Source organism: Ruegeria meonggei (assembly GCF_042768335.1).
Classification (GTDB): Bacteria; Pseudomonadota; Alphaproteobacteria; order Rhodobacterales; family Rhodobacteraceae; genus Ruegeria; species Ruegeria meonggei.
This window is the reverse complement of sequence record NZ_JAXHBT010000001.1, coordinates 2,397,835-2,421,833: the sequence shown is the minus strand read 5'-3', so window position 1 is coordinate 2,421,833 and position 23,999 is coordinate 2,397,835. Positions and strand designations below refer to the sequence as shown.

The 23,999-nt window shown below is 53.8% G+C and carries 24 protein-coding genes, 1 tRNA gene and 1 pseudogene; 18 read left to right on the top strand and 8 right to left on the bottom strand.

Annotation, left to right across the window (positions count from 1 at the left end; genetic code table 11):
* Window positions 1-38: 38 nt before the first annotated feature.
* Window positions 39-686: a hypothetical protein gene (locus SJY13_RS11845; RefSeq protein WP_377191177.1), complete on the bottom strand. Its 648-nt coding sequence runs from the start codon at window positions 684-686 to the stop codon at window positions 39-41.
* Window positions 687-767: 81 nt separating this feature from the next.
* Window positions 768-2,954 carry an excinuclease ABC subunit UvrB gene (uvrB, locus tag SJY13_RS11840; protein ID WP_085822821.1) on the bottom strand — a complete coding sequence of 729 codons (2,187 nt, stop codon included), beginning with the start codon at window positions 2,952-2,954 and terminating at the stop codon, window positions 768-770.
* 152 nt (window positions 2,955-3,106) lie between these two features.
* Between uvrB and SJY13_RS11835 the strand changes: the two genes are divergently transcribed.
* The 3 genes from SJY13_RS11835 (at window position 3,107) to SJY13_RS11825 (ending at window position 4,007) form a co-directional block, all read left to right on the top strand.
* Window positions 3,107-3,418: an ETC complex I subunit gene (locus SJY13_RS11835; RefSeq protein WP_377191175.1), complete on the top strand. Its 312-nt coding sequence runs from the start codon at window positions 3,107-3,109 to the stop codon at window positions 3,416-3,418.
* A 14-nt stretch (window positions 3,419-3,432) separates the two neighbouring features.
* Complete coding sequence (locus SJY13_RS11830; protein ID WP_377191173.1) at window positions 3,433-3,909, top strand: GNAT family N-acetyltransferase; 477 nt, start codon at window positions 3,433-3,435, stop codon at window positions 3,907-3,909.
* Window positions 3,910-3,930: 21 nt separating this feature from the next.
* Window positions 3,931-4,007, top strand: a tRNA-Arg gene (locus tag SJY13_RS11825).
* 490 nt (window positions 4,008-4,497) lie between these two features.
* Here SJY13_RS11825 and SJY13_RS11820 read toward each other — a convergent pair.
* On the bottom strand, window positions 4,498-5,370 hold the full coding sequence (locus SJY13_RS11820; protein WP_377191171.1) for a LysR family transcriptional regulator: 873 nt from the start codon (window positions 5,368-5,370) through the stop codon (window positions 4,498-4,500).
* Window positions 5,371-5,577: 207 nt separating this feature from the next.
* Here SJY13_RS11820 and ampC point away from each other — a divergent pair, with 207 nt between their 5' ends.
* From ampC to SJY13_RS11795, 5 genes are all read left to right on the top strand, one after another.
* Entirely contained in the window at window positions 5,578-6,759 is a 1,182-nt protein-coding gene (ampC, locus tag SJY13_RS11815) for a class C beta-lactamase (RefSeq protein ID WP_377191169.1), read from the top strand.
* Window positions 6,760-6,867: 108 nt separating this feature from the next.
* A complete protein-coding gene (locus tag SJY13_RS11810; RefSeq protein WP_377191167.1) occupies window positions 6,868-7,041 on the top strand; it encodes a hypothetical protein in 174 nt (57 codons plus the stop codon).
* 232 nt (window positions 7,042-7,273) lie between these two features.
* The gene (locus SJY13_RS11805) at window positions 7,274-7,573 is read left to right on the top strand and encodes an ArsR/SmtB family transcription factor (protein WP_102869353.1); all 300 of its coding nucleotides are present in this window, start codon (window positions 7,274-7,276) and stop codon (window positions 7,571-7,573) included.
* Window positions 7,574-7,575: 2 nt separating this feature from the next.
* Window positions 7,576-8,796: an NADH:flavin oxidoreductase/NADH oxidase family protein gene (locus SJY13_RS11800; protein WP_377191165.1), complete on the top strand. Its 1,221-nt coding sequence runs from the start codon at window positions 7,576-7,578 to the stop codon at window positions 8,794-8,796.
* Between the two features lie 261 nt (window positions 8,797-9,057).
* Entirely contained in the window at window positions 9,058-9,576 is a 519-nt protein-coding gene (locus SJY13_RS11795) for a GFA family protein (RefSeq protein ID WP_377191163.1), read from the top strand.
* Window positions 9,577-9,945: 369 nt separating this feature from the next.
* Here SJY13_RS11795 and SJY13_RS11790 read toward each other — a convergent pair whose 3' ends face one another.
* Window positions 9,946-10,908, bottom strand: coding sequence for a MurR/RpiR family transcriptional regulator (locus SJY13_RS11790; protein WP_377191161.1), 963 nt, complete (start codon window positions 10,906-10,908; stop codon window positions 9,946-9,948).
* 164 nt (window positions 10,909-11,072) lie between these two features.
* On the opposite strand from SJY13_RS11790, the gene SJY13_RS11785 reads away from it, so the two are divergent.
* The 7 genes from SJY13_RS11785 (at window position 11,073) to SJY13_RS11755 (ending at window position 17,916) form a co-directional block, all read left to right on the top strand.
* On the top strand, window positions 11,073-11,591 hold the full coding sequence (locus tag SJY13_RS11785) for a TRAP transporter small permease (RefSeq protein WP_377191159.1): 519 nt from the start codon (window positions 11,073-11,075) through the stop codon (window positions 11,589-11,591).
* The gene (locus tag SJY13_RS11780) at window positions 11,588-12,871 is read left to right on the top strand and encodes a TRAP transporter large permease (RefSeq protein WP_377191157.1); all 1,284 of its coding nucleotides are present in this window, start codon (window positions 11,588-11,590) and stop codon (window positions 12,869-12,871) included. The genes SJY13_RS11785 and SJY13_RS11780 overlap by 4 nt, the downstream gene beginning before the upstream one ends.
* A gap of 36 nt (window positions 12,872-12,907) precedes the next feature.
* Window positions 12,908-13,948: a TRAP transporter substrate-binding protein gene (locus SJY13_RS11775; protein ID WP_377191155.1), complete on the top strand. Its 1,041-nt coding sequence runs from the start codon at window positions 12,908-12,910 to the stop codon at window positions 13,946-13,948.
* An 88-nt stretch (window positions 13,949-14,036) separates the two neighbouring features.
* Complete coding sequence (locus tag SJY13_RS11770; protein WP_377191153.1) at window positions 14,037-15,503, top strand: M81 family metallopeptidase; 1,467 nt, start codon at window positions 14,037-14,039, stop codon at window positions 15,501-15,503.
* Complete coding sequence (locus SJY13_RS11765; protein ID WP_377191151.1) at window positions 15,500-16,555, top strand: D-TA family PLP-dependent enzyme; 1,056 nt, start codon at window positions 15,500-15,502, stop codon at window positions 16,553-16,555. Before SJY13_RS11770 ends, SJY13_RS11765 begins: the two co-directional genes overlap by 4 nt.
* A 56-nt stretch (window positions 16,556-16,611) precedes the next feature.
* Entirely contained in the window at window positions 16,612-17,499 is an 888-nt protein-coding gene (locus SJY13_RS11760; protein WP_377191149.1) for a sugar kinase, read from the top strand.
* A gap of 18 nt (window positions 17,500-17,517) precedes the next feature.
* Window positions 17,518-17,916, top strand: coding sequence for a RidA family protein (locus SJY13_RS11755; RefSeq protein WP_377191147.1), 399 nt, complete (start codon window positions 17,518-17,520; stop codon window positions 17,914-17,916).
* A gap of 613 nt (window positions 17,917-18,529) precedes the next feature.
* On the opposite strand, the pseudogene SJY13_RS11750 reads toward SJY13_RS11755, so the two are convergent.
* From SJY13_RS11750 to SJY13_RS11740, 3 genes and pseudogenes are all read right to left on the bottom strand, one after another.
* Window positions 18,530-19,691, bottom strand: a pseudogene (locus tag SJY13_RS11750) (IS30 family transposase).
* Between the two features lie 79 nt (window positions 19,692-19,770).
* The gene (locus SJY13_RS11745; protein WP_377191145.1) at window positions 19,771-19,989 is read right to left on the bottom strand and encodes a GDCCVxC domain-containing (seleno)protein; all 219 of its coding nucleotides are present in this window, start codon (window positions 19,987-19,989) and stop codon (window positions 19,771-19,773) included.
* A gap of 4 nt (window positions 19,990-19,993) precedes the next feature.
* Window positions 19,994-20,317 (bottom strand): hypothetical protein, encoded by a 324-nt coding sequence (locus SJY13_RS11740; RefSeq protein ID WP_377191143.1) that lies wholly within the window; start codon window positions 20,315-20,317, stop codon window positions 19,994-19,996.
* Between the two features lie 99 nt (window positions 20,318-20,416).
* Between SJY13_RS11740 and SJY13_RS11735 the strand changes: the two genes are divergently transcribed.
* The 3 genes from SJY13_RS11735 to SJY13_RS11725 all read left to right on the top strand — a co-directional run bounded on the left by SJY13_RS11735 (window position 20,417) and on the right by SJY13_RS11725 (window position 22,966).
* Window positions 20,417-20,815 (top strand): MerR family transcriptional regulator, encoded by a 399-nt coding sequence (locus tag SJY13_RS11735; RefSeq protein WP_377191141.1) that lies wholly within the window; start codon window positions 20,417-20,419, stop codon window positions 20,813-20,815.
* A gap of 274 nt (window positions 20,816-21,089) precedes the next feature.
* Entirely contained in the window at window positions 21,090-22,322 is a 1,233-nt protein-coding gene (locus SJY13_RS11730) for a sensor histidine kinase (protein ID WP_377191139.1), read from the top strand.
* Window positions 22,319-22,966, top strand: coding sequence for a response regulator (locus SJY13_RS11725; RefSeq protein ID WP_377191137.1), 648 nt, complete (start codon window positions 22,319-22,321; stop codon window positions 22,964-22,966). Before SJY13_RS11730 ends, SJY13_RS11725 begins: the two co-directional genes overlap by 4 nt.
* Before the next feature lie 75 nt (window positions 22,967-23,041).
* Here SJY13_RS11725 and SJY13_RS11720 read toward each other — a convergent pair whose 3' ends face one another.
* Complete coding sequence (locus SJY13_RS11720) at window positions 23,042-23,833, bottom strand: hypothetical protein (protein WP_377191135.1); 792 nt, start codon at window positions 23,831-23,833, stop codon at window positions 23,042-23,044.
* Window positions 23,834-23,999 lie beyond the last annotated feature (166 nt).

The window sequence follows — 23,999 nt, the reverse complement described above, 5'->3', positions numbered from 1 at the left end:
GGAGCGCAGGGCTGCAAGGTTGAAGTGTAGGGTGCGGGTTACCTTTGAAGACAAACGCTCATGACTCTTTCCTTAGTGTCGCCGCCGTAACGAGTGTTGGTCGGTAACGCGATCCAGTTTCTGTGTCGGTAGCTCCAAAGATGTGGCCAATTCCCAGTATCGCAAGCAACGCCATGTGGGTCTTGGTAGCCATCGGAGCGATTCCGGACAGATTCGAACAGCGACGAACGTTCGATGATGCGTAACTCGGATGCTTCCGCATATCTTGTCATTTGCCATTGCACCTGTGCGTTCTGCAGTGCGACCGGGCCCAACACCGCAAGCGTTGCACCGACAATTACGGTCGGAGCTTTTGCTTTGCCCGGCATAATTGAAGCGACTACGCCAATCAAAGCAACCAAGATCAACGCCGCACAAATGAAAATAAAGAGTTTCGCGGCAACAGCAGATTTTAGCAAAAATAGTACTGAAATTGGCCACAAAGCTAACACCGCCAGCGGGGCCATCCCGTAGTCTGAGTTTATTCCAAGTCCCAAGATGGCTATCAGAAGAAGCAGGAACCAAAGCATTGCAAGGGCTCTGCCGGGTGAAGCTTCACGCCACCCCGCAAGCACGCTCACCCAAACCCAAGCCATTGCTAGGATGGAGAATGAGCCGAGCAATCCAACTATAATAAATATAGCCATCAAAGAATTTTCCTAAACTAATTGTTTAGGAAGTTAGATTTCCTGAATCAGGTAGGAATGCAATCATCAGTTGCGTGATATTTACCTTTTCCGCCTCTTCACATTCCCACCCCGCTGCCCCGGCCGTCCAGCCGTTGACCGTCCGCGTGATTTCACTGCGTCTTCTGAGGCTTTCTCGACCGCCCATTGGCGTGCCATGGGGTCGTCGGCGATGGCGAGATCGACCGCTTCCAGACGTTTGATCTCATCTCGGACGTTGGCGGCCTCTTCGAATTCCAGGTTCTCGGCGGCTTTGCGCATCTTGTCGCGCAGCCCGTCCAGATGCGCCTCGAGGTTGGCGCCGTGCATCGGTTTGTCGATGGTAGCGGTGACGCGGTTCATGTCGACGTCGCCTTTATAGAGACCGGCCAGAACGTCCTCGACATTTTTCTTCACCGTTGCGGGTGTGATGCCGTGTTCCTCGTTATAGGCCATCTGCTTGGCGCGGCGGCGGTTGGTCTCGTTCAGGGCGCGCTCCATGGAACCAGTGATCTTGTCGGCATACATGATCACCCGCCCGTCAGCGTTCCGCGCGGCGCGACCGATGGTTTGAACCAGAGAGGTCTCGGACCGCAGGAAGCCTTCTTTGTCGGCGTCCAGAATGGCCACCAGCCCGCATTCCGGGATGTCGAGCCCCTCGCGCAGCAGGTTGATGCCGATCAGCACGTCGAAGGCCCCCAACCGCAGGTCACGCAGAATCTCGATGCGTTCCAGCGTGTCGATGTCGGAATGCATATAGCGGACTTTGATGCCCTGTTCGTGCATGTATTCGGTCAGATCCTCGGCCATGCGTTTGGTCAGCGTTGTGACCAGCGTGCGATAGCCATCGGCGGCGACCTTGCGCACCTCGTCCAGCAGATCGTCGACTTGCATGCCGACGGGGCGGATTTCGACCTCGGGATCCAAGAGCCCGGTGGGGCGGATAACCTGTTCTGTGAAGACGCCGCCGGTCTGTTCGATCTCCCACTTGGCGGGGGTGGCCGAAACAAAGACGGACTGTGGGCGCATCGCATCCCATTCCTCGAACTTGAGGGGGCGGTTGTCCATGCAGGACGGCAAGCGGAAGCCGTGCTCGGCCAGGGTGAATTTGCGCCGATAGTCACCCCGATACATGCCGCCGATCTGCGGCACGCTGACGTGGGATTCGTCGGCGAATACGATTGCGTTGTCGGGGATGAACTCGAACAGGGTCGGGGGCGGCTCACCCGGCGCGCGACCGGTCAGATACCGCGAGTAGTTCTCGATCCCGTTGCACACGCCGGTGGCTTCGAGCATTTCTAGGTCGAAGTTGCAGCGCTGTTCCAGCCGTTGGGCCTCCAGCAGCTTGCCCTCACCAACCAACTGGTCGAGGCGCATCCGCAGCTCTTTTTTGATGCCGATGATAGCCTGTTGCATGGTGGGTTTCGGCGTCACGTAGTGGGAATTCGCATAGACCCGCACTTGCTCCATGTTCGCGGCACGTTCGCCGGTCAGCGGGTCAAATTCAGTGATCGTTTCCAGTTCCTCACCAAAGAACGAGAACTTCCAGGCCCGGTCTTCAAGGTGGGCAGGCCAGATTTCCAGGGAATCGCCGCGCACCCGGAATGACCCGCGCTGAAACGCCTGATCGTTGCGGCGGTATTGCTGGGCCACCAGATCGGCCATCACCTGCCGCTGGTCATATTCGTTCCCCACCTTCAGGTCCTGCGTCATCGCACCGTAGGTTTCGACCGAGCCGATACCATAGATACAGGACACCGAGGCCACGATGATCACGTCATCGCGTTCCAGCAACGACCGCGTGGCCGAGTGGCGCATCCGATCGATCTGTTCGTTGATCTGGCTCTCTTTTTCTATGTAGGTGTCAGACCGCGCCACGTAGGCCTCGGGCTGGTAGTAATCGTAATAGGACACGAAATACTCGACCGAGTTTTCGGGGAAGAAGCCTTTGAACTCACCATAAAGCTGGGCTGCCAACGTCTTATTGGGGGCCAGGATGATCGCCGGGCGCTGGGTTTCCTCGATCACTTTGGCCATGGTGAACGTCTTACCTGTGCCAGTCGCCCCCAACAGAACCTGATCCCGCTCGCCGTCCTGCACGCCGCCGGTCAATTCCTTGATCGCGGTCGGTTGATCTCCGGCCGGTGAGAATTCCGTATGCATGACAAATTGTTTGCCGCCTTCCAGCTTCAGGCGGGCACGGACATCTTCGGCGGACAGCTGGGTCTTGTCGGAATGAGCATAAGCCATAGGGGGAGATTCCTTTCGTGGCTGATTTTGATCTGTTTTTGTTCTTGTTCAAGGGGCAATTCAAATCCCAGGCAATGTGACAATTGCAGGCTTGTCGGCGCGGCGCGCTTGGCGCATAAACATCCTCAGCCAAGTGAGTACGGAGAGGCGACATGCGCGCACGGATTTACCAGCCTTCTAGGAATGCGATGACCTCGGGTATGGCCAAGACCCGCAAGTGGGTTCTGGAATACGCCCCCGCGTCGATGCGTGAGGTTGATCCGTTGATGGGCTGGACCTCTTCAAACGACACGCAGACGCAGGTGCGGCTGAAGTTCGACACCAAAGAAGAGGCGCTGGATTACGCCAAGGATAACGGCATCGACGCGATGGTCAGCGAGCCACACAAGCGTAAGGCCAATGTGCGTGCGGGTGGATATGGCGAAAACTTCGCCACGGGACGCCGGGTACCATGGACCCATTGACCGAGACCGTCTGAATGATCGACATCCGCGCAGCTGACCCCGGAGCAGAGGATCTGCGCCCGATCATTCAGGCGCATCTGGCTCATAGCTGGGGTGCAACGCCGCAGACCTCGAACCACACTTTGGATGTTGACGCGCTGCGAGAGCCAGGCATTCGCTTTTGGGCATTGTACGAGGCCGGCAAGGCAATGGGGTGCGGCGCGCTCAAGACACTGCCGGATGGCACCGCCGAGGTGAAGTCCGTGCATGTCGTGGCCGCCGCCCGTGGCCGTGGCCTGGCGCAGGTCATCATGACCTATCTGGCTGATCTGGCGCGGACTGAAGGGGTTTCGGCCCTTGTGCTCGAGACAGGTGCCGCCCATCTTTCCGAATATGAAGCCGCGCGCAAACTCTATGAGGCGCTGGGGTATTCCTATTGCGGACCGATCTTCGGCTATGACGACGATCCCAACAGCGCCTTCATGCGCTTGGCTCTTGAACCCCGCCCGTAAAAGCAGCAAGAAGGGCGCAGCGGTCCCTTAGCTCAACTGGATAGAGCAGCTGACTTCTAATCAGCAGGTTGAGGGTTCGAGTCCTTCAGGGATCGCCAGTTAAAACAATTACATACGTGATTATAGTGCCGTAATTTAATCTAATGATTTGTTCTGGGGGACAAAAAGGGGACAAAAGCCCTCATTAGCCCCCTGTTTTGTGAGTCGAGAGGCAAAGCAATCACCGCCTGCCTCATATGTTGCTGGCGACCATTTTTATAGCGCGGCGGCAGCTTTCGGACAATTTGGCACGATTTCCCGGACAAACTGACGTGGCCTTTAGGTGAGTTGGCCACCAAGCAGACCTTCGCTGCCTTTGCAGCACTGGGCCCCAGCGACGGCGGCAATGCACAGGAAGCGGACTTTAAATCAAAGATGCAGTGTTTTGGAGCCGTGGACAGCGGCTACGCGGGACATTGGAGCCGTTCGCCGCAATTGCGCCGATGTCCGCTCTGAAAGAACTTAGGTTTCCAATCTCATCCCCATCCGGTCAGAGCAATTCTGATCAACACGGACCTCCGTGGTTCAAGCATATTTTAATTCTACGGCTCAGTTTGCAGTTTCAGTCAACCAAGCCTCGAACGCGCGTGTAGCGGATGATTCCGGCTTGCTTGCTAGACGAGTGATCCAATATCGACCCGTCGTAACTTCCAGATGAAATGGCCGCGCCAACCGCCCCTCCGCAAGTTGTGTTTCAAACATGCCATAAGGCAGAAGGGCTACACCTAGGCCATTTGCAGCAAGTTCAGCCATGGCAATAGAGGAATCGAAGACGGGACCGTCCAGTTTTGGGGGATGGATTGCGGCTTCTTTGAACCATATGGGCCATTCGTCCGTGCGGTAGGACCGAAAAAGAAATTGCTGTGCCAATTTTTCTGGCGTTTCCAATTGTGAAGCCTGAGCGGGCGCGCAAAGGGGTGTGAGCGGTGTCTGCATCAATGGTAGTGCGGTCAGCCCGGGCCAGCGCCCTTGTCCAAAACGGATAGCAAGATCCAATCCCTCGCGTGCCATATCCACGCGGTTGTTGTTGGTGAAGAGGCGGATGCTTATCCCCGGGTGAAGCTTTTTGAACTCAGTCAAGCGTCTCATCAACCATCCAGCGGCAAAAGTGGTTACAACGCCAACATTGATCGTCTCAACATACCGACCGTCCAGAAAGCGATCCAAAACTCCACCGATTTGATCAAAGCTAGAGGTTAGGACAGGCGAGAGTGCCTCAGCTTCAGACGTCAAGATCAATCCCTTGGGCGTGCGATGGAACAGTTTAACACCAAGCTGGTCTTCAAGTCGCAATATCTGATGGCTGACAGCAGCCTGTGTCACACAAAGCTCGATCGCTGCACTGGTGAAACTGCCCTGTCGAGCTGCAACTTCAAATGTGCGCAGAGCATTCAAGGGAATATTGGGGCGATCCATTGCCATTACCTTTCCTAATGACGAGTCGTACAATTAGTCGTTTGTACACGATTCCGGACAGCTGTAGCTCTCATAGCATTACATGGCTTCATACATCGTTACAGATCAACCACATTGCACCTTTCTCGCAAGAAGAAGAGTGGCCATCTGAATTGATCAATAGAGCGGATGGGGCCCATGCCTGCCTGAAAATTTGCAAAACGGAAAAGATAAATGAAGATACAACCTTTCAACCTACTGCGCTCAGTTATGCTTGGCGGGGCTCTTATGGTCGGGACCGCTACCACGCTGTCGGCGCAGGTCATCAACGAAGACAAGATTGCGGAACTGGCTGAGCGCAGCTTCTCATCCGCAATCGCGGACTACGACATTCCGGGCCTCGTCGTTGGCGTCACCATAAAGGGCAAGCATTACTTTTACGCAACAGGCTTAGCGTCGCGCGAAGAAAACAAAGCAGTCTCGACTGATACCATCTTCGAGCTCGGCTCCATCAGCAAGGTCTTCAACGCTAGCCTTGCGGCTCTGGCAGAACAACGAAGAATTTTGAATCTCGATGAGGCGGTATCCGACCTGATCGTCAAGTTGCGGGGCTCTGCCTTTGGTGACCTCAGCCTCATGGACTTGGCGACACACACAACCGGTGGTTTACCTCTTCAGGTACCTAACTCAATAAAGGATGTTTCAGGCCTGATCGACTGGCTAGCCGATTGGAAGCCCCGTCAAGTTGGCACCCGAAGCTATTCGAACGTCAGCATCGGCCTTCTTGGTCATATCACCGCTGACGCCTTTGGTATGAGTTTTATGGACGCGTCAGAAAAGGTGTTGTTCCCAGCTATGGGACTCGAAAGTACCTGGGTGAAAGTTCCGGCTGCGGCGATGGAAAGTTACGCCTTCGGTTATGATCGCAGGACCAACGAACCAATCCGGGTCAATCCGGGAGTTTTGGATGCAGAAGCCTATGGCGTGAAATCAACTGCACGAGATATGCTTCGTCTTCTGGACCTCGAGCTGGGTAACATAGAGGGCTCACTAGAACTGACTTCTGCACTTGGGAGGACACGGCAAGGGCAAACCAAGACGCCTTATTACGTACAAGACATGATCTGGGAACAATATCCATGGCCCACCAGTGTTGAGGTTATGATAAAGGGTGCCGGATATAGCTTTGCCGGTCGGCCAAAGCCCATAGAGCGCATCGAACCACCTTTGCCTCCGCAACAAGATGTCATCTTGCACAAGACCGGGTCGACTAACGGGTTTGGTGCTTACGTGGCGTTCTTGCCCAGCGAAGATCTTGGCATTGTGGTTCTGGCCAATCGCAACTACCCGAACAAGGCTCGGATTCTCGCCACCTACGATTTGATCCAAAAGTTGTCACATGTTGGCGAGCAATAGATAGGCAAGGCCAGAAATTGATGACCAAAATCATACATCTTTTCACATAAGGTTTGCGCGGCAATGACGATACGATTCATATCTCGCACTTGCCTTAGGATTGAAAAAATGGAGCAGCATCAGATTCTGGCCACATCGTTGCGTTTACAGCTTGGATTGGGACGTTTTACAAGCAATGCTGTAGAAAATAGCGGCAAAACCGACCTTCGCGCAGGGCGCAGCATCGGTCAAAATGGGCTCACTGCCGACATTCTCTGCGACGTGCACAAGCTGGTGCGTTGAGCCCTTACCGGTCAGTGCTGAGTGAACTGGTAGCCGCAGGTGCACTAGGCTGCTTACAGCACTTTGCCGACATTGGCCGTCTATTTGCCCGTCATTTGTCTGAGTGAAGTTATCAGATGTCGGCTGCGAGCCCACACCTACCACGTTGCTGCATGGTAGCTAACGGCTGCTTTCTCAAAAACTCAGGTCAGATCACTTGACTCTTAAACTGTATATCGCGATATACCGATATATGGATATTGATAAAACTCTTTCGGCCCTCAACAACCCGGTTCGCCGCCAGATACTGGCATGGCTCAAGGATCGCTCCAATTTCCCACCAGCTCTGCCGGAACACGCTGACCTGAGCGGGGTCTGCGTCGGCTATATTCAGGAGAGGGCAAACCTCTCACAATCGACAATCTCGACCTACATGCGCCTGCTCAAAGACGCTGAGCTAGTTACATCAGAACGGCATGGGCAATGGACGTTTTACAGACGGGACGAAGACGCAATCGCAGCAGCACTGAAAATACTGGCGGAGGAACTGTAGTTATGAACATCGGTCAACAACTGAAACTGCCAAACGGTGTCACACTGAAAAACCGTATCGTGAAATCCGCAATGTCGGAAGCGCTTGCGGACGAATACAACAATCCCACGCAAGCCCAGATTGACCTCTTTGCACAATGGAGCAAAGGTGGTGCCGCGCTTTTGATCACGGGGAACACACCCGTTGATCGGATGCATCTCGAACATGCTGGCAACTTTGTATTGGACCCCAGTTCCGACATGGAGCGCGTTTCAGCACTTGCCGCAGCAGGCAAGAGTGGTGGTGCGAAAATCCTTGCTCAACTTGCCCACGCCGGACGGCAAACCCCTGAGACAATCAATGCCCACCCGACATCGATATCAGACGTCCAGCTAGACTTACCCGGTTATGGCAAGCCGACCCCAGCAGGCGAGCCCGAATTTGAAGAGATCATCTCAAAATTCGTGCGATCTGCGAGGCTTGCACAGGAGGCTGGGTTTGATGGCGTCGAGATTTATGCCGCGCATGGTTACCTGCTTAGTTCTGCGCTGTCGCCTCGGATAAACACCCGTACTGACCGCTGGGGCGGTGCATTGGAAAACAGGGCTCGGCTGTCAATCGAGGTAGTCAAAGCGGTTCGGCAAGCAGTTGATCCGGGCTTCATCGTTGCCGTCAAACTGAACTCATCCGATTTCCAGAAAGGCGGGTTCGACCACGCGGATTCAGTTCAAGTGGCTGTCATGTTGGAAGCAGAGGGTGTGGATTTCATCGAAATCTCGGGCGGCAACTTCGAAGAGCCGACAGCGTATCAACATGCGTCGAAAAGCGGATCAACTCAGATTCGCGAGGCTTACTTTCTGGATTATGCCGCTGCTATCAAAGATGCCTTGACTATTCCTCTGATGGTCACCGGTGGGTTTCGATCCGTTGGTGCAATGAATGACGCCATTGCTAGCGGCAAGACCGACCTGATCGGGATGGGTCGTCCCTTTATTGCCGATCCGAGTTTCGCCGCCAAGTTGTTGGCTGGTGAGATTGAGAAAGCACCCGCAGTTGAACAGGATTTTCCACCAGCCGACACCCTGCCACGCGGTGCAGTCCTAAATTGGTTCTGCGCCCAAATTGCACTTGCGGGACGGACAGGGGCACCGGATTTAGAAATGTCAGTTGTGGATGGGCATGAAAGCTACTTGAACCAAATCAAGTTGGCCACCGACCGGCTGCTCACTGCTAGACGCGAATGACAACAGTGTGACGGTTGTTTCTCGATTTCTGGCAAAGCGGCCATTGAATCAGTTGCGGTGAAAGGTAGCAAAGTCCCGCACAGCCGCCGTTGGTCACGTCGGGACAGGCCGCAAGCCCGACAGAAAGCGTCGGATGACCGATTTGAGCCCATACCGACCTAAGTTTGAGTTTTGAATGTTAGTTGATAAAGTTCGTTTTATCCTTGTTTACTCCCGCGCTGTCGCGTCAGGGGCGTCATGCATTTTAGAAGGAAGCGACCTATGGAAGAGCACGATGGACCTTTTAAAGGCGGGTGCGCATGTGGAAATATACGCTATGAAATGACGACCACTCCGATGATTGTACACGGCTGCCATTGCCGTTGGTGTCAGCGTGAAAGCGGCGGCGCACTTGCGGTCAATGCCCTGATCGAAGCAGATCGGGTGAACGTCACCAAGGGCGACGTGATCGAAATTCATACTCCGTCGTTAAGTGGCGTTGGGCAAAGGTTTGCGCGCTGTCCGACATGTTACGTCACTCTTTGGACCAACTATCTGGACATGAGTGGTGGGTTGGGCGAGTTTGTCCGGTTCATACGTGTTGGAACACTTGATAATCCAGACCCGTTTTCGCCTGACGTACATATTTTCACCTCAACCAAACAGCCGTGGGTTATTTTACCAACCGATGTTCCCGCCTTTGAAGAATTTTTCGCGGCCAAAATCAAAGACGTTTGGTCGCCAGAGAGTTTGGCGAGACGGGCTGTGCTTCATGGAATAGCCGGAACTCCCACGCCATAGTCGTATCTGGAGTTCGATATGTGGCTTCAAATTTCACATACTGACCAAATGACCGCTTCGTCCGCTTACCGGACGCATGCACGCGCAGAGATCAAGTAGCTTGGGAAAGGCAGCTCGGGGCTCGTTCAGCCAGTTGGTGCGTGCCGCAGAGAATGGTGGAGGAGAGCCCAATGTGTTGAATGCTTCAATTTACCTAAACGGCAGCTATGTGTAAAAGCCGGACTTTGCAAAGTTCTGCGGAAGACCCCTAAGTTAAGCATCTCAGAACGCTCCGATTCAGTGGTACAAAGTTGCCCGAGATTGTTAGTTTGATACCGGCCCAAATCAATCAGAGCTGCGCTGATTGATACTCGTCTATTCGTACATAGATTAGTCGCCCAAAGGCTGAGGGCCAGTTCTGCCATGGTAAGCTGTCAAAGATGCCCGAATTCGTCGGAGATTCTCTTTTGTTTCACTGGTCATCTCCTGCGCCACGGTCATGGCCAATGCATCGACAATGGCGAGGTGGGCATATCGCGAGGCCGTAGGCTTGTAGATGTCACTGTCCTCAGGCAGTTCCGTGAGAAGCGCAATTTGGGATATGTCGGACAGCCTTGTATTGGGCTTTGTGATGCAGATTGTGGTGGCACCATAACCATTGGCGACTTCGGCCGCACTAACGATTGCGTCGGCTTCACCACTTGCCGAAATAAGGAAGAGTACGTCTTCGGCTCCGAGCGCGGCAGCACGCATTTGTAGGACATAGCTGTCATTCACGAAGAATGATGGAATCCCAAGTCTAAAAAAGCGGTTGGAAGCTTCCTGGGCGACGAGCGAAGAGCCCCCGCCTATTCCTGAGAAAAGTATTTGTCGCCGATCTAAGCAGGCATTCCTTGCTTCTTCGAGTTTCGCCGTATCGATTTGACCGCGCATTACGTCCAAGGTCGCAAACAAAGCCCCAAGGACTTGGTCAATCGCAGTATCTGCGTCAGGGATTTCATCATTTGCGTTTCTATACAGATACTGTGCGCTGACAGCGACGTTCTGAGCCAGGCGAAGTTTGAAGTCTCGAAACCCCTCACACCCAAGGCTACGACAGAATCGAACGACAGTTGGCTTGCTGACTGAGCAACGTTGCGCGAGATCCCCGATAGTCATGGCGCTGATTTCGTTGAGGTGATCCTTGACGTAATCGGCAACCTTCTGCTCCTGAACTGCCAGTTTAGTTTCCGAGTTGTGCAACGCCGGAATTAAATCGACTGCTCCAATCCTGCCTTTATGCGGAGGGGCACTACTTTCTGATACGGGGCGAGATTCGTTCGGCAAGCCGGTAATTTCCTTATGACCAGTCATGAAACTTAGTTACATGTATTGATGTATATGGGCAAGAAGATCGTCGTGAGATCCGATTTCTGCGGCGCATGAAGAAACTAAGTTACATTTCTTCATTGATATCTCATCAAACATCACGCATTGTGTAACCAAGTTACAGATTCGGATCCTGGGGAGGAATACGAATGTCGGACTGGTTCGCCAGCGCAAGTTCAAGGATAAATTCAGTCGTTGAAGGCATTGTCGCAGCTTTGATGTTGTCTCTGGTTCTTGATGTCTGGCTTGGCGTTGTCGATCGTTATTATTTCCATTGGCAACTCCCGTGGCCAGAAGTGTTGGCCCGCTATCTGATGATCTGGGCCGCGTTGCTCGCAGTTTCATCCGGTATTGCGCGCAGGGATCACATCGGTCTCACGGCATTCGTCATGATGCTCCCAATTCGTTTGCGGCGTGCTCTTTTGATCGCGATGGACGTATTGGCGTTGGCTTTGTTTTTGTATGTTGCGTTCTTTGGGATCAGCTTCGCGGTAAGCGGAGCACCAAGGCAGGCAATGATATTCGGGGCAAGCCTTGCTCCGTTCTATGCGGCCATTCCCGTCGCAGCGGCCTTGTCATCTGTGCAGCTGATACTTGTCCTGTTTCGTGACTTGGGTTCGCACATTGACGAACCGCCTTTTGCCGTAGAGGCGGAGGAAGCGCTGTGATCGTCGCTATCGTATTTGTAACCCTCATCCTGTTTGGGATGCCGATTGGATTTGCCATTGGTCTTGCCGGAGTTGTTGGGCTGATCGAGATGGGCGGAACGCAGTTTCTTGCAATCGGCCCAAGTAAGATATTCAACGGTCTCAACATCTTTCCTTTTCTTGCTATGCCGTTCTTCATTCTGGCAGGTGAGATCATGAATGATATCGGGATCACCAGTCGTTTGGTGAAACTTGCTCAGGTTTTGGTTGGTCGGTTTCGAGGTGGGCTGGCCCATACCAACATGCTGGCCTCGGTGTTCTTTGCTGGGTTGACAGGGTCGGCGACTGCGGACGCGGCTGCCTTTGGCCGAACGCTTGTCCCTGCAATGGTGAAAGAGGGTTACAAGCGTGACTACGCTTGTGCGGTCACGGCGGCGGGATCCATCATCGGCCCGACCATTCCGCCATCGGGGCTAATGGTTGTCTATGGGTCGCTAATGGGTGTTTCCATTGCAGGCCTGTTCGCGGCCGGAGTTCTGCCAGGGCTAGTGATCTGCATCGTCTGCATGGCGGTCATTGCCATTGGCGGCAAACGGGAAAACCTGCCGAAAGCGCTGCGCGGCGCAACCCCACGCGAGATCTGGGATACGTTCATTTCCTCTCTGACCGCTCTGGCGATGCCTGTGATCATTCTGGGTGGCATCTTGGGCGGTATTGTCACCCCGACGGAAGCAGCATCAATAGCCGTGGCCTATGCCATGTTTATCGGGGTTTTTGTCTATCGTTCGCTGACCTTCAAAGGTTTCTACGCGATGCTAGTGCGTACCGCGCGCATCACCGGGGTTATCTTCGTAATAATAGCCTTTGCAGGAATCCTTGGCTGGTGGATGAGCTTTGAACGCATTCCGCAACTGATTGCCGAAACTGTACTTGGGCTTTCAGACAACCGGTATGCGGTAATCGCGATCATCATTGGTTTGCTGCTGATTGTCGGTATGGTGATGGATATCACAGCCATTCTGATCATCCTGGCCCCTGTTCTAGTGCCGCTGACAGAGCAAATTGGATTAGTGCCGATCCACGCCGGCATCATATTTGTGTTGGCTCTAAACATCTCGTTGATGACACCGCCGGTAGGGGCCTGCTTGTTCGTTCTGTCGTCCGTGACCGGTGAAAAGCTGGAGCGGATATCCATCAAGCTGTTCCCGTTTCTGATTGCCGAAATCGCGATCCTTTTCGTCTTTGCTTTCTGGGAGAACGCAGCTCTGTGGCTGCCCCGGATGTTGGGCTTTGCTCAGTAGTTTCGCCACAAAAACCAAACCAACAGGAGAAATATCATGAAAAAAATTCTGACAGGTGCGGCGCTGACCGCGACCATGCTTGCTAGCAGCGCATTGGCAGAAGGTGGGGTGATTAAATTTGGCCACGACAACAAAACTGACCCGTTTGAAAACCCAGCTCATGCCTGCACGGCTGTCTTTGCAAATCTTGTAAACTCAGGCACCAACGGCAGTGTTTCGGTTGAGGTCTTCGGGTCCAACCAATTGGGCTCCGCAGCAGAACACGTTCAACAGATGCGGGACGGGATCATTCAGGCAACCCTGACCTCAACTGGTGCGTTGGCCAGCTACTACCCGCGTATCGACGTGTTAAATCTGCCCTTTGCATTTAACGGCAACGCATCAACTTACGAGGTCTTTGATGGCGAGTTCGGTGAGGCGCTGGCCGCTGATATCGAGGCCGATTTGGGCGATGTTGTGGTTTTGGGCTTTCCGGACACCGGTGGTTTTTTTGCGGTAACTAACTCGCAACGCCCCATCGCGGAACTTAAGGATTTCGACGGGATACGCATTCGCACAATGACCCTGCCGTCGCATCAGAAGATCATTCAGGCGTTGGGTGCAGAGGCTTACCCATTGTCCTGGGGTGAAGTATATTCCGGGCTGCAAACCGGTGTGATTGATGGCCAGATGAATCCCGTGCCAATCATCTCGTTCGCTAATTTTGCCGAGGTTCAGCAATACATGACGCTGACCAATCACCTGTTTTCACCCTACACCTTCATGATAAATCGTGCCTTCTTTGAAGGCCTGTCAGAAGCTGAGCAGGCGACGATCCGCACAGCGGCCGAAAATTGCGTTACGGCCAGCCGTGGCTTGTCGCGGATCATCGAGGCGTCAGATCGTGGTCTGGCAGGCTTGATGGATCAAATCGAGGTTACCGCCCTGACCGACGAACAACGCAGCGCAATGGCGACAGCGACGCAGCCCGCGTTCGAGGCGCATGTTCAGGAAAACCTGGATGAAAAGGCGGCCGAATTGCTGACAAACTTTAAAGCTGCAGTCGAGAATGCCAACAACACGTCCTACCTCGATTGATCCTCCCTGACTGCTGGAACCAACCGGCAGCATATTTCGTCGGAGACCAACTTTTGGTCTCCGACCCAAGCAACAAATTGGAATGAGCATGCGGGTATTCTGTGCGTCCTTGGCAACCGAAACGAACACCTTTTCTCCCCTGCGTACGGACTTTTCCGATTTTGAACAGAGCTTTTATGCACCACCGGGCGAGCATCCGGTAACCCCAACGCTTTGCAGTGCCGTATTTCCTGCATTGAGGAAAAGAGCGCGGTCGAATGAGCTGGAATTGATTGAGGGAACCGCCACATGGGCAGAGCCAGGCGGGTTGTTGAATCGCGAGACATGGGCACGCTTGAAACAAGAGGTGCTGGATCAGGTGACGGCAGCACTGCCTCTGGATGGTGTCGTCTTAGGTCTGCATGGGGCGATGATCTCCGAGGATTGTCTGGATTGCGAAGGCGATTTGATCGAAGCAATTCGAGCAATTGTCGGGCCGGATTCTGTTATCGGAGCGAGCTTCGACCCTCACAGCCACCTCAGCGAAAGACGAGTAGCCAACGCGGATGTGATCACTGTGTTTAAAGAGTTTCCGCATACTGATTTTGTCGAAGCAGGAGAAGCCTGTGTCGACTTGACGTTGCGAACCATCAAAGGGGAAATCCGGCCCGTCACGTCGGTTTTTGACGTTCGCATGTTGGACATTCTGCCAACCAGCCGGGAACCTATGCGCGGATTTGTCGACCAACTGAAGCAGATGGAGTCAAAAGGCGAGGTTCTTTCGGCTTCTCTCATTCATGGTTTCATGGCCGGGGATTCTCCGGACCTTGGCGCTAAGATTGTCGTTCTGACCGACGATGACCAGCCCAAGGCGGATTGCGTGGCTCAGAAACTGGGGACTGAACTGTTTTCCTTCCGCGGGCAGACAAAGCCGAATTACCTGTCGCCCACTGAAGCACTGAGCGAAGCAAACAAAGCCACACACGGGCCAGTGGTCGTAGCGGACGTTTGGGACAATCCCGGTGGAGGCGTAGCGGGGGATTCAACGCTCATCATTGAGGAAGCTATTGCTCAAAACCTTACATCCGTAGCATTCGGCACGATCTGGGATCCTATGGCGGTTCGCCTTTGCCATGCAGCCGGTGAAGGCGCTGTGTTCGACCTTCGCTTTGGCGGCAAAACATCGGCTCTCGCTGGGAATCCAATTGATGCTACGGTTACGGTTGTTCGCAACAAGCGCGATGCGATTCAGAGTTTTGGTGCATCCGTTGTTCCGATGGGGGACTGCTCTGTCATACGTTTGGGTGGGATCGAGGTTGTTCTGAATTCAAATCGAAGTCAGGCATTTTCGCCAGACCTGTTCACCAACCTCGGCATCGACATCACTGGCAAGAAGATACTGGTCGTCAAGTCTACAAACCACTTCCACGGCGCGTTCTCGGATGTTGCCTCCGAGATTATCTATGCCGCCGTCGAAGGACCCTATCCGAATGATCCCACCAAAACACGTTACAAGAATCTGACACGCCCAATTTGGCCCATCGTCAAAAACCCTCATAAGGAGGTTGTGGAATGAATTTTTCTGATATCGACACACCGGCTGTCCTGGTCGATCTGGATATCGCCGAAGCGAACATCGACCGTTTTCAGGGGCATTGTGCGAAACACGGGCTCAGCGTTCGACCGCACATCAAAACCCACAAACTTCCCATGCTGGCGCGTCGGCAGTTAGAGGCTGGTGCAATTGGCATAACATGCCAGAAAGTTAGTGAGGCCGAAGCAATGATTGCCGAAGGCGGCATTGATGATGTGCTGATCACCTTCAATATTCTCGGCGAAGCCAAGCTGGCCCGTTTGCGTGCCCTCTCTGAAAAGGTGAGCTTGTCTGTTGTCGCGGACAACACCGAAACTGTTGACGGGTTGGCACGGTTCTTTGCGGATGCTTCGAACCCTCTCGGAGTGTTGGTTGAATGCGACACGGGCGCTGCACGATGTGGCGTAACTACGCCGGAGCAGGCAAAGGAACTCGCGCGTTACATCGATGCCCAGTCTGGCGTCTCGTTTCTCGGCCTCATGACCTACCCGCCGGTAGGACAGGAGGGGAAGGTTCAGGAATGGCTCTCTCTGGCCAAATGTGAAATCGAAGAGAGCGGGTTGTCTGTACGCGTCGTTTCTCATGGTGGTTCACCGGGCATGTGGGACGCCCAAGATGTTCCGGTTGCTACCGAATATCGGATTGGCACCTACATCTATAACGACCGTTCATTGCAGGCACGGGGTGTCTGTACCTGGGAGGACTGTGCATTGAGCGTTCTTGCCACCGTGATCTCGGTCCCCGCTGACAATCGTGCTATAATCGATGCAGGATCAAAAGTGCTGACCTCAGATTTATTGGGATTGGAAGGCCACGGGTATGTGTTAGGTCGACCGGACATTTTGGTTCAGGGCCTGTCAGAAGAACACGGTGTGCTGACAGCCGATAAAATCGATCTGAGTGTCGGTGATCGTATCCGGATCATTCCAAACCATGCCTGTGTTGTCACTAATATGGTGGATCAGATCGAATCCATTCGCGGAGACCGCGCGCTGGGGCCGGTTCACGTCGCTGCACGGGGCAAGATTCAGTAGCCAGCGAAAACGTCGCCGATAACTGGTGACGGCAACGGGTATCAATAAGGTGCAATATGACTGACCTCATATGTTTAGGGGAACCTCTATTCGAGTTGTCCGCTTGCCCGGATGGTTCGTTTAAAGGCGGGTTCGGTGGCGACGTCTCCAACGTCGCTGTCGCTGCTGCAAGACAGGGGGCGGAGGTTGCTTTGGTCACACGCATCGGTGGCGATCAATTTGGTGAAAAGCTTAGGGGATTGTGGTCCCGAGAGGATGTGAACCACGAATATGTGGAAACCGCTTCTGGCGAAGATACAGGGCTGTATTTTGTTTTCCACGACGATCACGGACACCATTTCGTCTATCGCAGGAAAGGCTCTGCTGCGAGTCGGATGCTACCGACTCAGTTTCCAGAGAATGTGATCCCCAATACCGGGATGTTTTATACTTCTGGGATCAGCCTAGGGGTAAGTCCTGAGCTACGGTCAACAACACTACATGCAATCCAAACAGCACATAGGTTCGGCACGCCAATTGCCTTCGATCCCAATTTACGCACGGCCCTTTGGCCATTGGACAAGGCGCGACAAATTACCCATGAAGCAATGCGCAAATGCAACATTACCTTGCCAGGGCTCGATGATGCCCGCCAATTAACGGGTCTTCACAGCCCAGAGGATATCATCAACTTTTACCACGATCTGGGCGCAGACATTGTGGCGCTTTCACTAGGCGCGGACGGCGTGTCCGTGTCTGAAGGGCAAGGCATACACACTATCCCCGGTGTGATGGTTCAAGCGGTTGACGCCACCGGTGCCGGGGATTGTTTCAACGGAATATTCCTGTCTGCCTACCTGAAAAGCAAAGATGTCGTGAAATCAACTGAGCTTGCGAACCGGGGAGCGGCCCGATCAACCACAGGCTATGGCGCCGTGGATACAATTCCTTACGGAAAAACCTAACAGAAGGAAAGCACTTCAATGATTGAGAAAAAGATCGCACGTTTGGGCGATGGCAGAACCGGAGCAGGCGGGCAACCGCTTCCCTTTGCACCTGCAGTAAGAGCCGGAGATTTTGTATTCATTTCTGGACAGGTTGCGATGAAAGAAAACGGCGAAATCGAAGCGGGCGGTATTGAGGCGCAAACCCGGAAAACGATGGAGAACCTGATGGCGGCTCTGGCGCTGGCTGACTGCACCTTGGATGACATCGCAAAAGTCGGTGTCTGGCTGGATGATCCCCGCGACTTTTGGACGTTCAACCGGGTCTATGCGAGCTATTTTCCCAACGGAGGTCCGGCACGCTCCACAGTCCGTTCGCAAATCATGGTAGACGCCAAGGTCGAGATCGATGCGGTCGTATACAAACCGCTTGGCTAATCCCTACGATCCTCGCACCGATTGCATTGGGCTGGCGTTCTTCGCCAGCCTATTTTCTTAAGATTGAACAGAGCAGCATTCTAGCAGGGCGTTTCTGTGGCGATCCGGCGCAATTGGGACGTTAAGAGTTGGGAAGGTTATGGCCGATTTGGGCTGTGACCAGTCATGACACCTTACAAGATGAAAGAGAGCTAAGTCCGCCTCACAGCCATTTGCTAACCACGCGGGCAATGCCCGGTTTCCGTTGTTTGAGGCTTGCTGCATGCGCGAAACTCTACATGACTGTAAAAGGCCGGTCAGGGCTCAAACCGGTCATCTGACGGTTTCAATAGGTCATCGGGTCGGGTCAGACGGCATCAAGGTCAGCAACGCGGACTTTGCCGACATTGCAGCTTGGACATGTTGCTGACGCAGCATACGCTCGCAGATGCGGTACACTCTTCGCTGCATCGCAGCCGATGTCGCCAGACCGGTCATTCACAGGCCGCGATTTCGCTCACTTTGAAACCGTTCTTTCGCTGCTACCTATCCCTACAAGCGAGACGCGGGACAAAGCTCCAATTCGCTGCCAAGCGGCATCCCGGTCTTGGAACGTAAGAAATGCGCGGTGATTTCAACTGATCGCCGCAACACATTCTGCGAACTTCCCAGCTGGTGTTTGATATTGCAAGGTTTTGCGGGGCCGCTCATTGTGCTGTCTGGCGATAGCACTGAGTATTGCTTGCGAGTGAACGGACAAGTCAGTTCCACGCGGTAGACATTGGCGCAGTAGGCGGTTGGTATTTTCATTGAAACCGCGTTGCCATGGCGAATGTGGATCGCAGAAATACACCTCAACATCGGTTGCCATCGTCAATCGCGGATGGTCCGCGAGTTCCTTTCCACGATCCCAGGTCAGGGATTAATAGAGTTCTTTTGGCAGACGTTTTGATTGTTTGATTAGCCCTGAGATTACGCTTTTGGTATCCTTGTTGGCGACCTTGATCAGCATGACATAGCGAGATTAACGTTCAACCAAAGTGGCGACATAGCTGTTTTTGGAGCCACTAATCAGGTCGCCTTCCCAATGCCCAGGAACGGCGCGATCCTCAACGCAGGCAGGTCGTTCGCTGATCGATACGGCATCTTTGACCTGGCCTAATCCGTTGCGCTTGAGGCTGGCATGCCGTGATCGACGCACCGTGCGCCTGGCGCGCAGATGATCCAGCAACTCTTTCTTCAGCACCCCACGCGCCTGGATGTACAGGCTTCGATATATCGTCTCATGCGACACTTGTTTTTGCGCCTCTCCAGGAAAGCTGCGTTTGAGCCAGCCCGCGATCTGTTCGGGTGACCATTTGCGGCGCAGCTTTGAGGATACTGCGCGGGCCAGCACCGGGTGGCAAGCCAGCTTGCATGTTTTTGGGGCGCAGGGCACGATCCCAGGCCGCCTGTTCCGAAGCTGCCGCCCGATAGGCAACGCGGCCGCCGTTGCGCCGGACCTCACGGCTGATCGTCGAAGGCGCGCGCCCCAATTGAAACGCGATGGACCGCAGAGACCTGCCTGTACTGAGCTCACGCGATATCTCTTCTCGTTCGCCAAGGACCAGAGCCCGTTTGTTCCGTGTCCGATCCGGCGGACGGATGCCACCAGTCGGGGAGATCACCGAAAACACCGAAGATGACTGTCGATCAAACACCCGACCGATTGAACTCATCGACTCCCCGTGCTGCCAACGATCCCAAATCTCAGCACGCTGTGCGGCGTTATAGTAAATGCGAAGACGATACTTCATGGCAAACACTCCATCTTTGCTCAAAGATTAAAGTGTTGCGTCCATCTGTTGAGGGCACCGCAGAAAGCTGGCATTGCGTCTAACCGCAGCACGAACTGCCTTCTTGAATTGGCGGGCACGGGACAGTTGCGTAAGAACAAAAGACGCAGCAATCGCCTTCTAACGGTTTCAAGACTGCCTTGCATAATTTGCATTCATAAAACCACTGGCACGAGTCAGTTGGCATTTTCTCGGTTTCAACGTGCCCACACTGAGGGCAGGTCAAAGTGCTATCGAGCACCACAGTTTGTATTGTCATTGTCTCACATCTGCATGATTAGATAATCGTTGATTTGAGCCTCATTGAACAGGATGACCCATGCCAACGCGGTAATCGCCGTGCTTCCAACAAGCCACCATTTCAGATTTACCAATGTCCCGGTTCGATGCGATACGAACCACGAAACCGCGACCAGCGCTGTTGAGATGGCGAGAACATAGTAGCTTGCTGCCGCTATTTTTCCGAATACCGCCAACCAACTGCCACCTAAGCCGAGCAACATCATGGCCATTGGAAGAACACAGCATGTCGCGGCCCCCAGAGCGGAAACCGATCCTAGGTAGTTGAGGGTCAAATACTTCTTCATCTTTCGCTCCCTGGGTAGGCGATTTGATTGTGTTGAGGCAGCGGCATTCTGCGCATATAACTCCTGTAGTGACTACAGGATCAAGTGGAGGCACTTCACATGATTGCGATAGGTGAGGCTTCCCGGCAATCCGGGATCGGCATAGAAACCATCCGCTATTACGAACGCGAAGGTATCGTACCAAGACCCGCACGAGCTCTGAACAATCGTCGCCTCTATTCAGCAAACGATGTGGGTAGACTTCGGTTTTTGAAGAAATGCCGCGACCTGGGGTTTCCTCTATCTGACGCAAAGGCGCTTTTGGAGCTGTCAGAAGGAAGTGCCGAAGACTGCCGGTCAGTGAAAGAACTGGCCGAGGCACACATTGCCAGCGTTCGAAGCAAGATTGATGAGCTCAGACGCCTGGAGCACGCCTTGAGCGAGCTTACGGCCAATTGTGATAGCGGAAACCTTCAATGCCCGATGCTGCAAAGACTGAGAACGATGGATGATATCTGACTCTGGCCACTGGGCTGAAGGGCAGGATCTGAGTATTAGCCAGATCACGTCAGACCAAGGTCTGTAGTGCGATAACAGATTGTAGTTCATAGTCGATTGCACGATGAGAGCAAAAGTACTTGACCTGACGATTGGCAATTGGTCGTTGTCGCGAGTCTTTCTTGCGGCCAGCATTTTCGTGATGGGCACTGCTACCGCAATTGTCGGGGTCTGGGTGTCAATTCGAATCCAGAACGCAGTTGTGCAGAACTCCGCCAATTCCGCGGCGCTATATATGGAAAGCGTGGTATCCCCGCTCAGCCAGGAATTGGCACATGGCAACCGCCTTTCTGAGCAGGCGAGCCTGGCGCTGGACGAGATTTTCATGACCCAGCCAATGCGTGACCGCATTGTCTCCTACAAATTCTGGAAGCAAGGCGGTGTGATAGCGCATGCCTCAGATACAGACATCATAGGAAACCGTTTCAATCCAACGGATGATCTGAGGCGAGCATGGGGTGGAGATATCTCCGGCTCTTTCGAAGAGCTTGATCATGCCGAGAGCGCCGCCGAGGCGGCATTGGGGATACCACTACTTGAAGTTTACAGCCCCATCCGCGAACTCTGGTCCGGCGAAATCATCGCCGTTGCGGAGTTCTACGAAAGAGCTGATCAGCTTGAGTTAGATTTAGCCAAGGCCAGGCGAACAAGTTGGTTGGTCGTCGGTTCCGCATATCTGGCAAGTACTATTTTTCTGTATTCCATCGTCGCATTTGGTGACAAAACAATTCGACGACAGGGGGCTCTTCTTAAACAGCGCCTGACAGAAAGTGAGAGGATGGCCGAGCAGAATGCCCGACTGCGCTCGCGTGTGGTCGAGGCGTCAGAAAGATATGCCACGCAAACAGATCGGTTCCTCAAGAAACTCGGTGCCGAGCTACATGACGGTCCTGCGCAGTACCTGTCGCTCGCGGCACTTAGACTGGAGGCCGCGTTTTCCAAAGAGTCCAAAAGGCCAAAAGAGGCAGAGGAAATTCAGCAGTCTTTGCAAAAATCTCTGGCTGAAATTCGTGCAATTTCGCGAGGGTTGTCCGCGCCGGATATCGACAGCCTGTCACTCGTCGATGTTGTGAAGAGAGCCGTAGAGGATCACGTCGAACACAGCCCGTTGCGACCGGAAATTTCACTTCTGGGTAGCCAGGCCCCAGAGTTGTCATTGTCCGACAAGCTGTGCGTTTTTCGGTTCCTTCAGGAGACGCTTTCCAATGCCGCGAGATATGCTCCAGCTTCCAATTGCACTGTTATCTCTGAGGCGCAGAACGACCGCATAGTTGTACAGGTCAAAGACGACGGACCTGGTTTTGACAGGTCAGAAGAAACCGCGTTGCGAGACGATGGTGGCCAGGGGCTTATGGGCTTGCGGGATCGGGTCGAGAGTATTGGTGGCAGGTTCGAAGTCGCATCGAGACCGGGTGAGGGCACCACCATTTCTATGACACTCTTTCCCAGAAAGTTAGGCACATCATGACTACATCTGTCGTAATAGCTGATGATCACCCGATATTCAGGGATGGTTTGCAACGCACGCTGGAAGAAGCTGATGGTTTTGAAGTTTTGGCTGCTGGGTCCAGCGCTGAAGATGCAGTATCGCTGGTCGTCACGCATCAGCCGGACATAGCCATTCTTGACCTCTCGATGCCCGGTGGCGGGATAAGCGCGACGCGTGAAATTGCAGCGATGGCAAATCCGCCCTTCATTGCAATCTTGACAGTCTCAGAGAACAGCAGCGATGTCGCGGACGCTTTGGAAGCGGGCGCGATTGGGTACATTGTGAAAGGAGTAACCGCGAGCGAATTGACCGCTTCCCTAAACAGCATCGCCGCAGGTGAAGGGTTCGTTTCTCCGGGCTTGGCCTCGCGGGTATTGCTTCAAATCAACGCTGACACCGGCATGTCTGTTAGCAGCAGCTTTCTCGATGACCTTACGCATCGTGAGGAAGAAATTCTTAGACGTGTGGCCAAAGGACTTAGTAATCGTGAAATCGCTGACGAGTTAGACCTTCAGGAAAAGACCGTGAAGCACTACATGACGGCAATCCTGTCCAAGCTTCATGCGCGAAATCGGGTAGAGGCCGCGCTTATTGCACATGATGTTTGGAACAGGGGAGATTAACTGCGGTCTCTTTGACGACGATGACGGCCCCTCACGAAGAGAAGCCGCCAACGGATCATCGCCTGGAGTTGCGGTTCAGTTGGCAACCGACTGTAACCTCCGGCGATCAGAAGCCGTTGCGTTTCTCTCAACAACAGTCCGGTTGTACGGGTCTTTCAACTCGTAGCGCCCAAACTCGATCTCCTCTTTCCAACCATTGGCGTAGTTCACTTCGATATTGTTGCCCTGGCGTTCGACTTTCGTGGGGCGACTTCCAGCAGTGCCTCCTTGCCCAGGAGAGCGTACATTGTCGATTGAGATGCCATTCGCCAAAGACCGAAGCCTTGATACGTCCGCACCGGTCGCGGGGCGCTCCTCGACAGTTCGGTTCTGAGCATTCTTTCTCTCATACCGCCCGTTTTCGATCTCTTCCTTGGTGCCGTCGGCGTAACGCACTTCGATGCCGCTCGCGTTTGTCTCAACCTTTGTTATCCCACCCGAACCCAACGGCTTGCCCCCAGTTTGGGACCGATCTTTTTTACCGCCGCCCCGTTTGGTGCGCTTCGAGTCGTCATCGTCATCGTCGTCATTGTCGCGGCCGCTTTTGCCTGATCCTGAATTGTCATCCCGGTCGTCGTCACGATCATCATCCTGGTCGTCATCTCTATCGTCATCCCGGTCGTCATCCCGATCATCGTCACGGTCGTCGTCCCGATCATCGTCGCGACCGTCCCCATCTTTGCCTTTACCGCTCTTGGCAAAGGCATATGACGGTTCAAAATGCAGGCGACCATCGGCGTCAAACGCTGGCACATAAGGCGTTGCCGCAATCAACGACGCCAACGCCGCTGTACTCAGAAGGTGACCCAGCTGTCTTTGAATTTTCATTTTCGCCTCCTATTCTGAGCGTCACGCTTCGTGACGTTGGAGACAGGTTACTTCTGGTTCGGCTTTCCCACATCGGGCTTAGGTCTGACGAATTTCAAGCCGAAGGTCTTAGTCAGATCAGTCAAACGAATAGTGTTTTTGCGGAGCTAAATGACAAGTTTAGTGG

Excerpts from the sequence above, each read along its gene's own strand:
- SJY13_RS11845 (WP_377191177.1), bottom strand. The coding sequence starts at position 686 with ATGGCTATATTTATTATAGTTGGATTGCTCGGCTCATTCTCCATCCTA.
- uvrB (WP_085822821.1), bottom strand. The coding sequence starts at position 2,954 with ATGGCTTATGCTCATTCCGACAAGACCCAGCTGTCCGCCGAAGATGTC.
- SJY13_RS11835 (WP_377191175.1), top strand. The coding sequence starts at position 3,107 with ATGCGCGCACGGATTTACCAGCCTTCTAGGAATGCGATGACCTCGGGT.
- SJY13_RS11830 (WP_377191173.1), top strand. The coding sequence starts at position 3,433 with ATGATCGACATCCGCGCAGCTGACCCCGGAGCAGAGGATCTGCGCCCG.
- SJY13_RS11820 (WP_377191171.1), bottom strand. The coding sequence starts at position 5,370 with ATGGCAATGGATCGCCCCAATATTCCCTTGAATGCTCTGCGCACATTT.
- ampC (WP_377191169.1), top strand. The coding sequence starts at position 5,578 with ATGAAGATACAACCTTTCAACCTACTGCGCTCAGTTATGCTTGGCGGG.
- SJY13_RS11810 (WP_377191167.1), top strand. The coding sequence starts at position 6,868 with ATGGAGCAGCATCAGATTCTGGCCACATCGTTGCGTTTACAGCTTGGA.
- SJY13_RS11805 (WP_102869353.1), top strand. The coding sequence starts at position 7,274 with ATGGATATTGATAAAACTCTTTCGGCCCTCAACAACCCGGTTCGCCGC.
- SJY13_RS11800 (WP_377191165.1), top strand. The coding sequence starts at position 7,576 with ATGAACATCGGTCAACAACTGAAACTGCCAAACGGTGTCACACTGAAA.
- SJY13_RS11795 (WP_377191163.1), top strand. The coding sequence starts at position 9,058 with ATGGAAGAGCACGATGGACCTTTTAAAGGCGGGTGCGCATGTGGAAAT.
- SJY13_RS11790 (WP_377191161.1), bottom strand. The coding sequence starts at position 10,908 with ATGACTGGTCATAAGGAAATTACCGGCTTGCCGAACGAATCTCGCCCC.
- SJY13_RS11785 (WP_377191159.1), top strand. The coding sequence starts at position 11,073 with ATGTCGGACTGGTTCGCCAGCGCAAGTTCAAGGATAAATTCAGTCGTT.
- SJY13_RS11775 (WP_377191155.1), top strand. The coding sequence starts at position 12,908 with ATGAAAAAAATTCTGACAGGTGCGGCGCTGACCGCGACCATGCTTGCT.
- SJY13_RS11770 (WP_377191153.1), top strand. The coding sequence starts at position 14,037 with ATGCGGGTATTCTGTGCGTCCTTGGCAACCGAAACGAACACCTTTTCT.
- SJY13_RS11765 (WP_377191151.1), top strand. The coding sequence starts at position 15,500 with ATGAATTTTTCTGATATCGACACACCGGCTGTCCTGGTCGATCTGGAT.
- SJY13_RS11760 (WP_377191149.1), top strand. The coding sequence starts at position 16,612 with ATGACTGACCTCATATGTTTAGGGGAACCTCTATTCGAGTTGTCCGCT.
- SJY13_RS11755 (WP_377191147.1), top strand. The coding sequence starts at position 17,518 with ATGATTGAGAAAAAGATCGCACGTTTGGGCGATGGCAGAACCGGAGCA.
- SJY13_RS11745 (WP_377191145.1), bottom strand. The coding sequence starts at position 19,989 with ATGACAATACAAACTGTGGTGCTCGATAGCACTTTGACCTGCCCTCAG.
- SJY13_RS11740 (WP_377191143.1), bottom strand. The coding sequence starts at position 20,317 with ATGAAGAAGTATTTGACCCTCAACTACCTAGGATCGGTTTCCGCTCTG.
- SJY13_RS11735 (WP_377191141.1), top strand. The coding sequence starts at position 20,417 with ATGATTGCGATAGGTGAGGCTTCCCGGCAATCCGGGATCGGCATAGAA.
- SJY13_RS11730 (WP_377191139.1), top strand. The coding sequence starts at position 21,090 with ATGGAAAGCGTGGTATCCCCGCTCAGCCAGGAATTGGCACATGGCAAC.
- SJY13_RS11725 (WP_377191137.1), top strand. The coding sequence starts at position 22,319 with ATGACTACATCTGTCGTAATAGCTGATGATCACCCGATATTCAGGGAT.
- SJY13_RS11720 (WP_377191135.1), bottom strand. The coding sequence starts at position 23,833 with ATGAAAATTCAAAGACAGCTGGGTCACCTTCTGAGTACAGCGGCGTTG.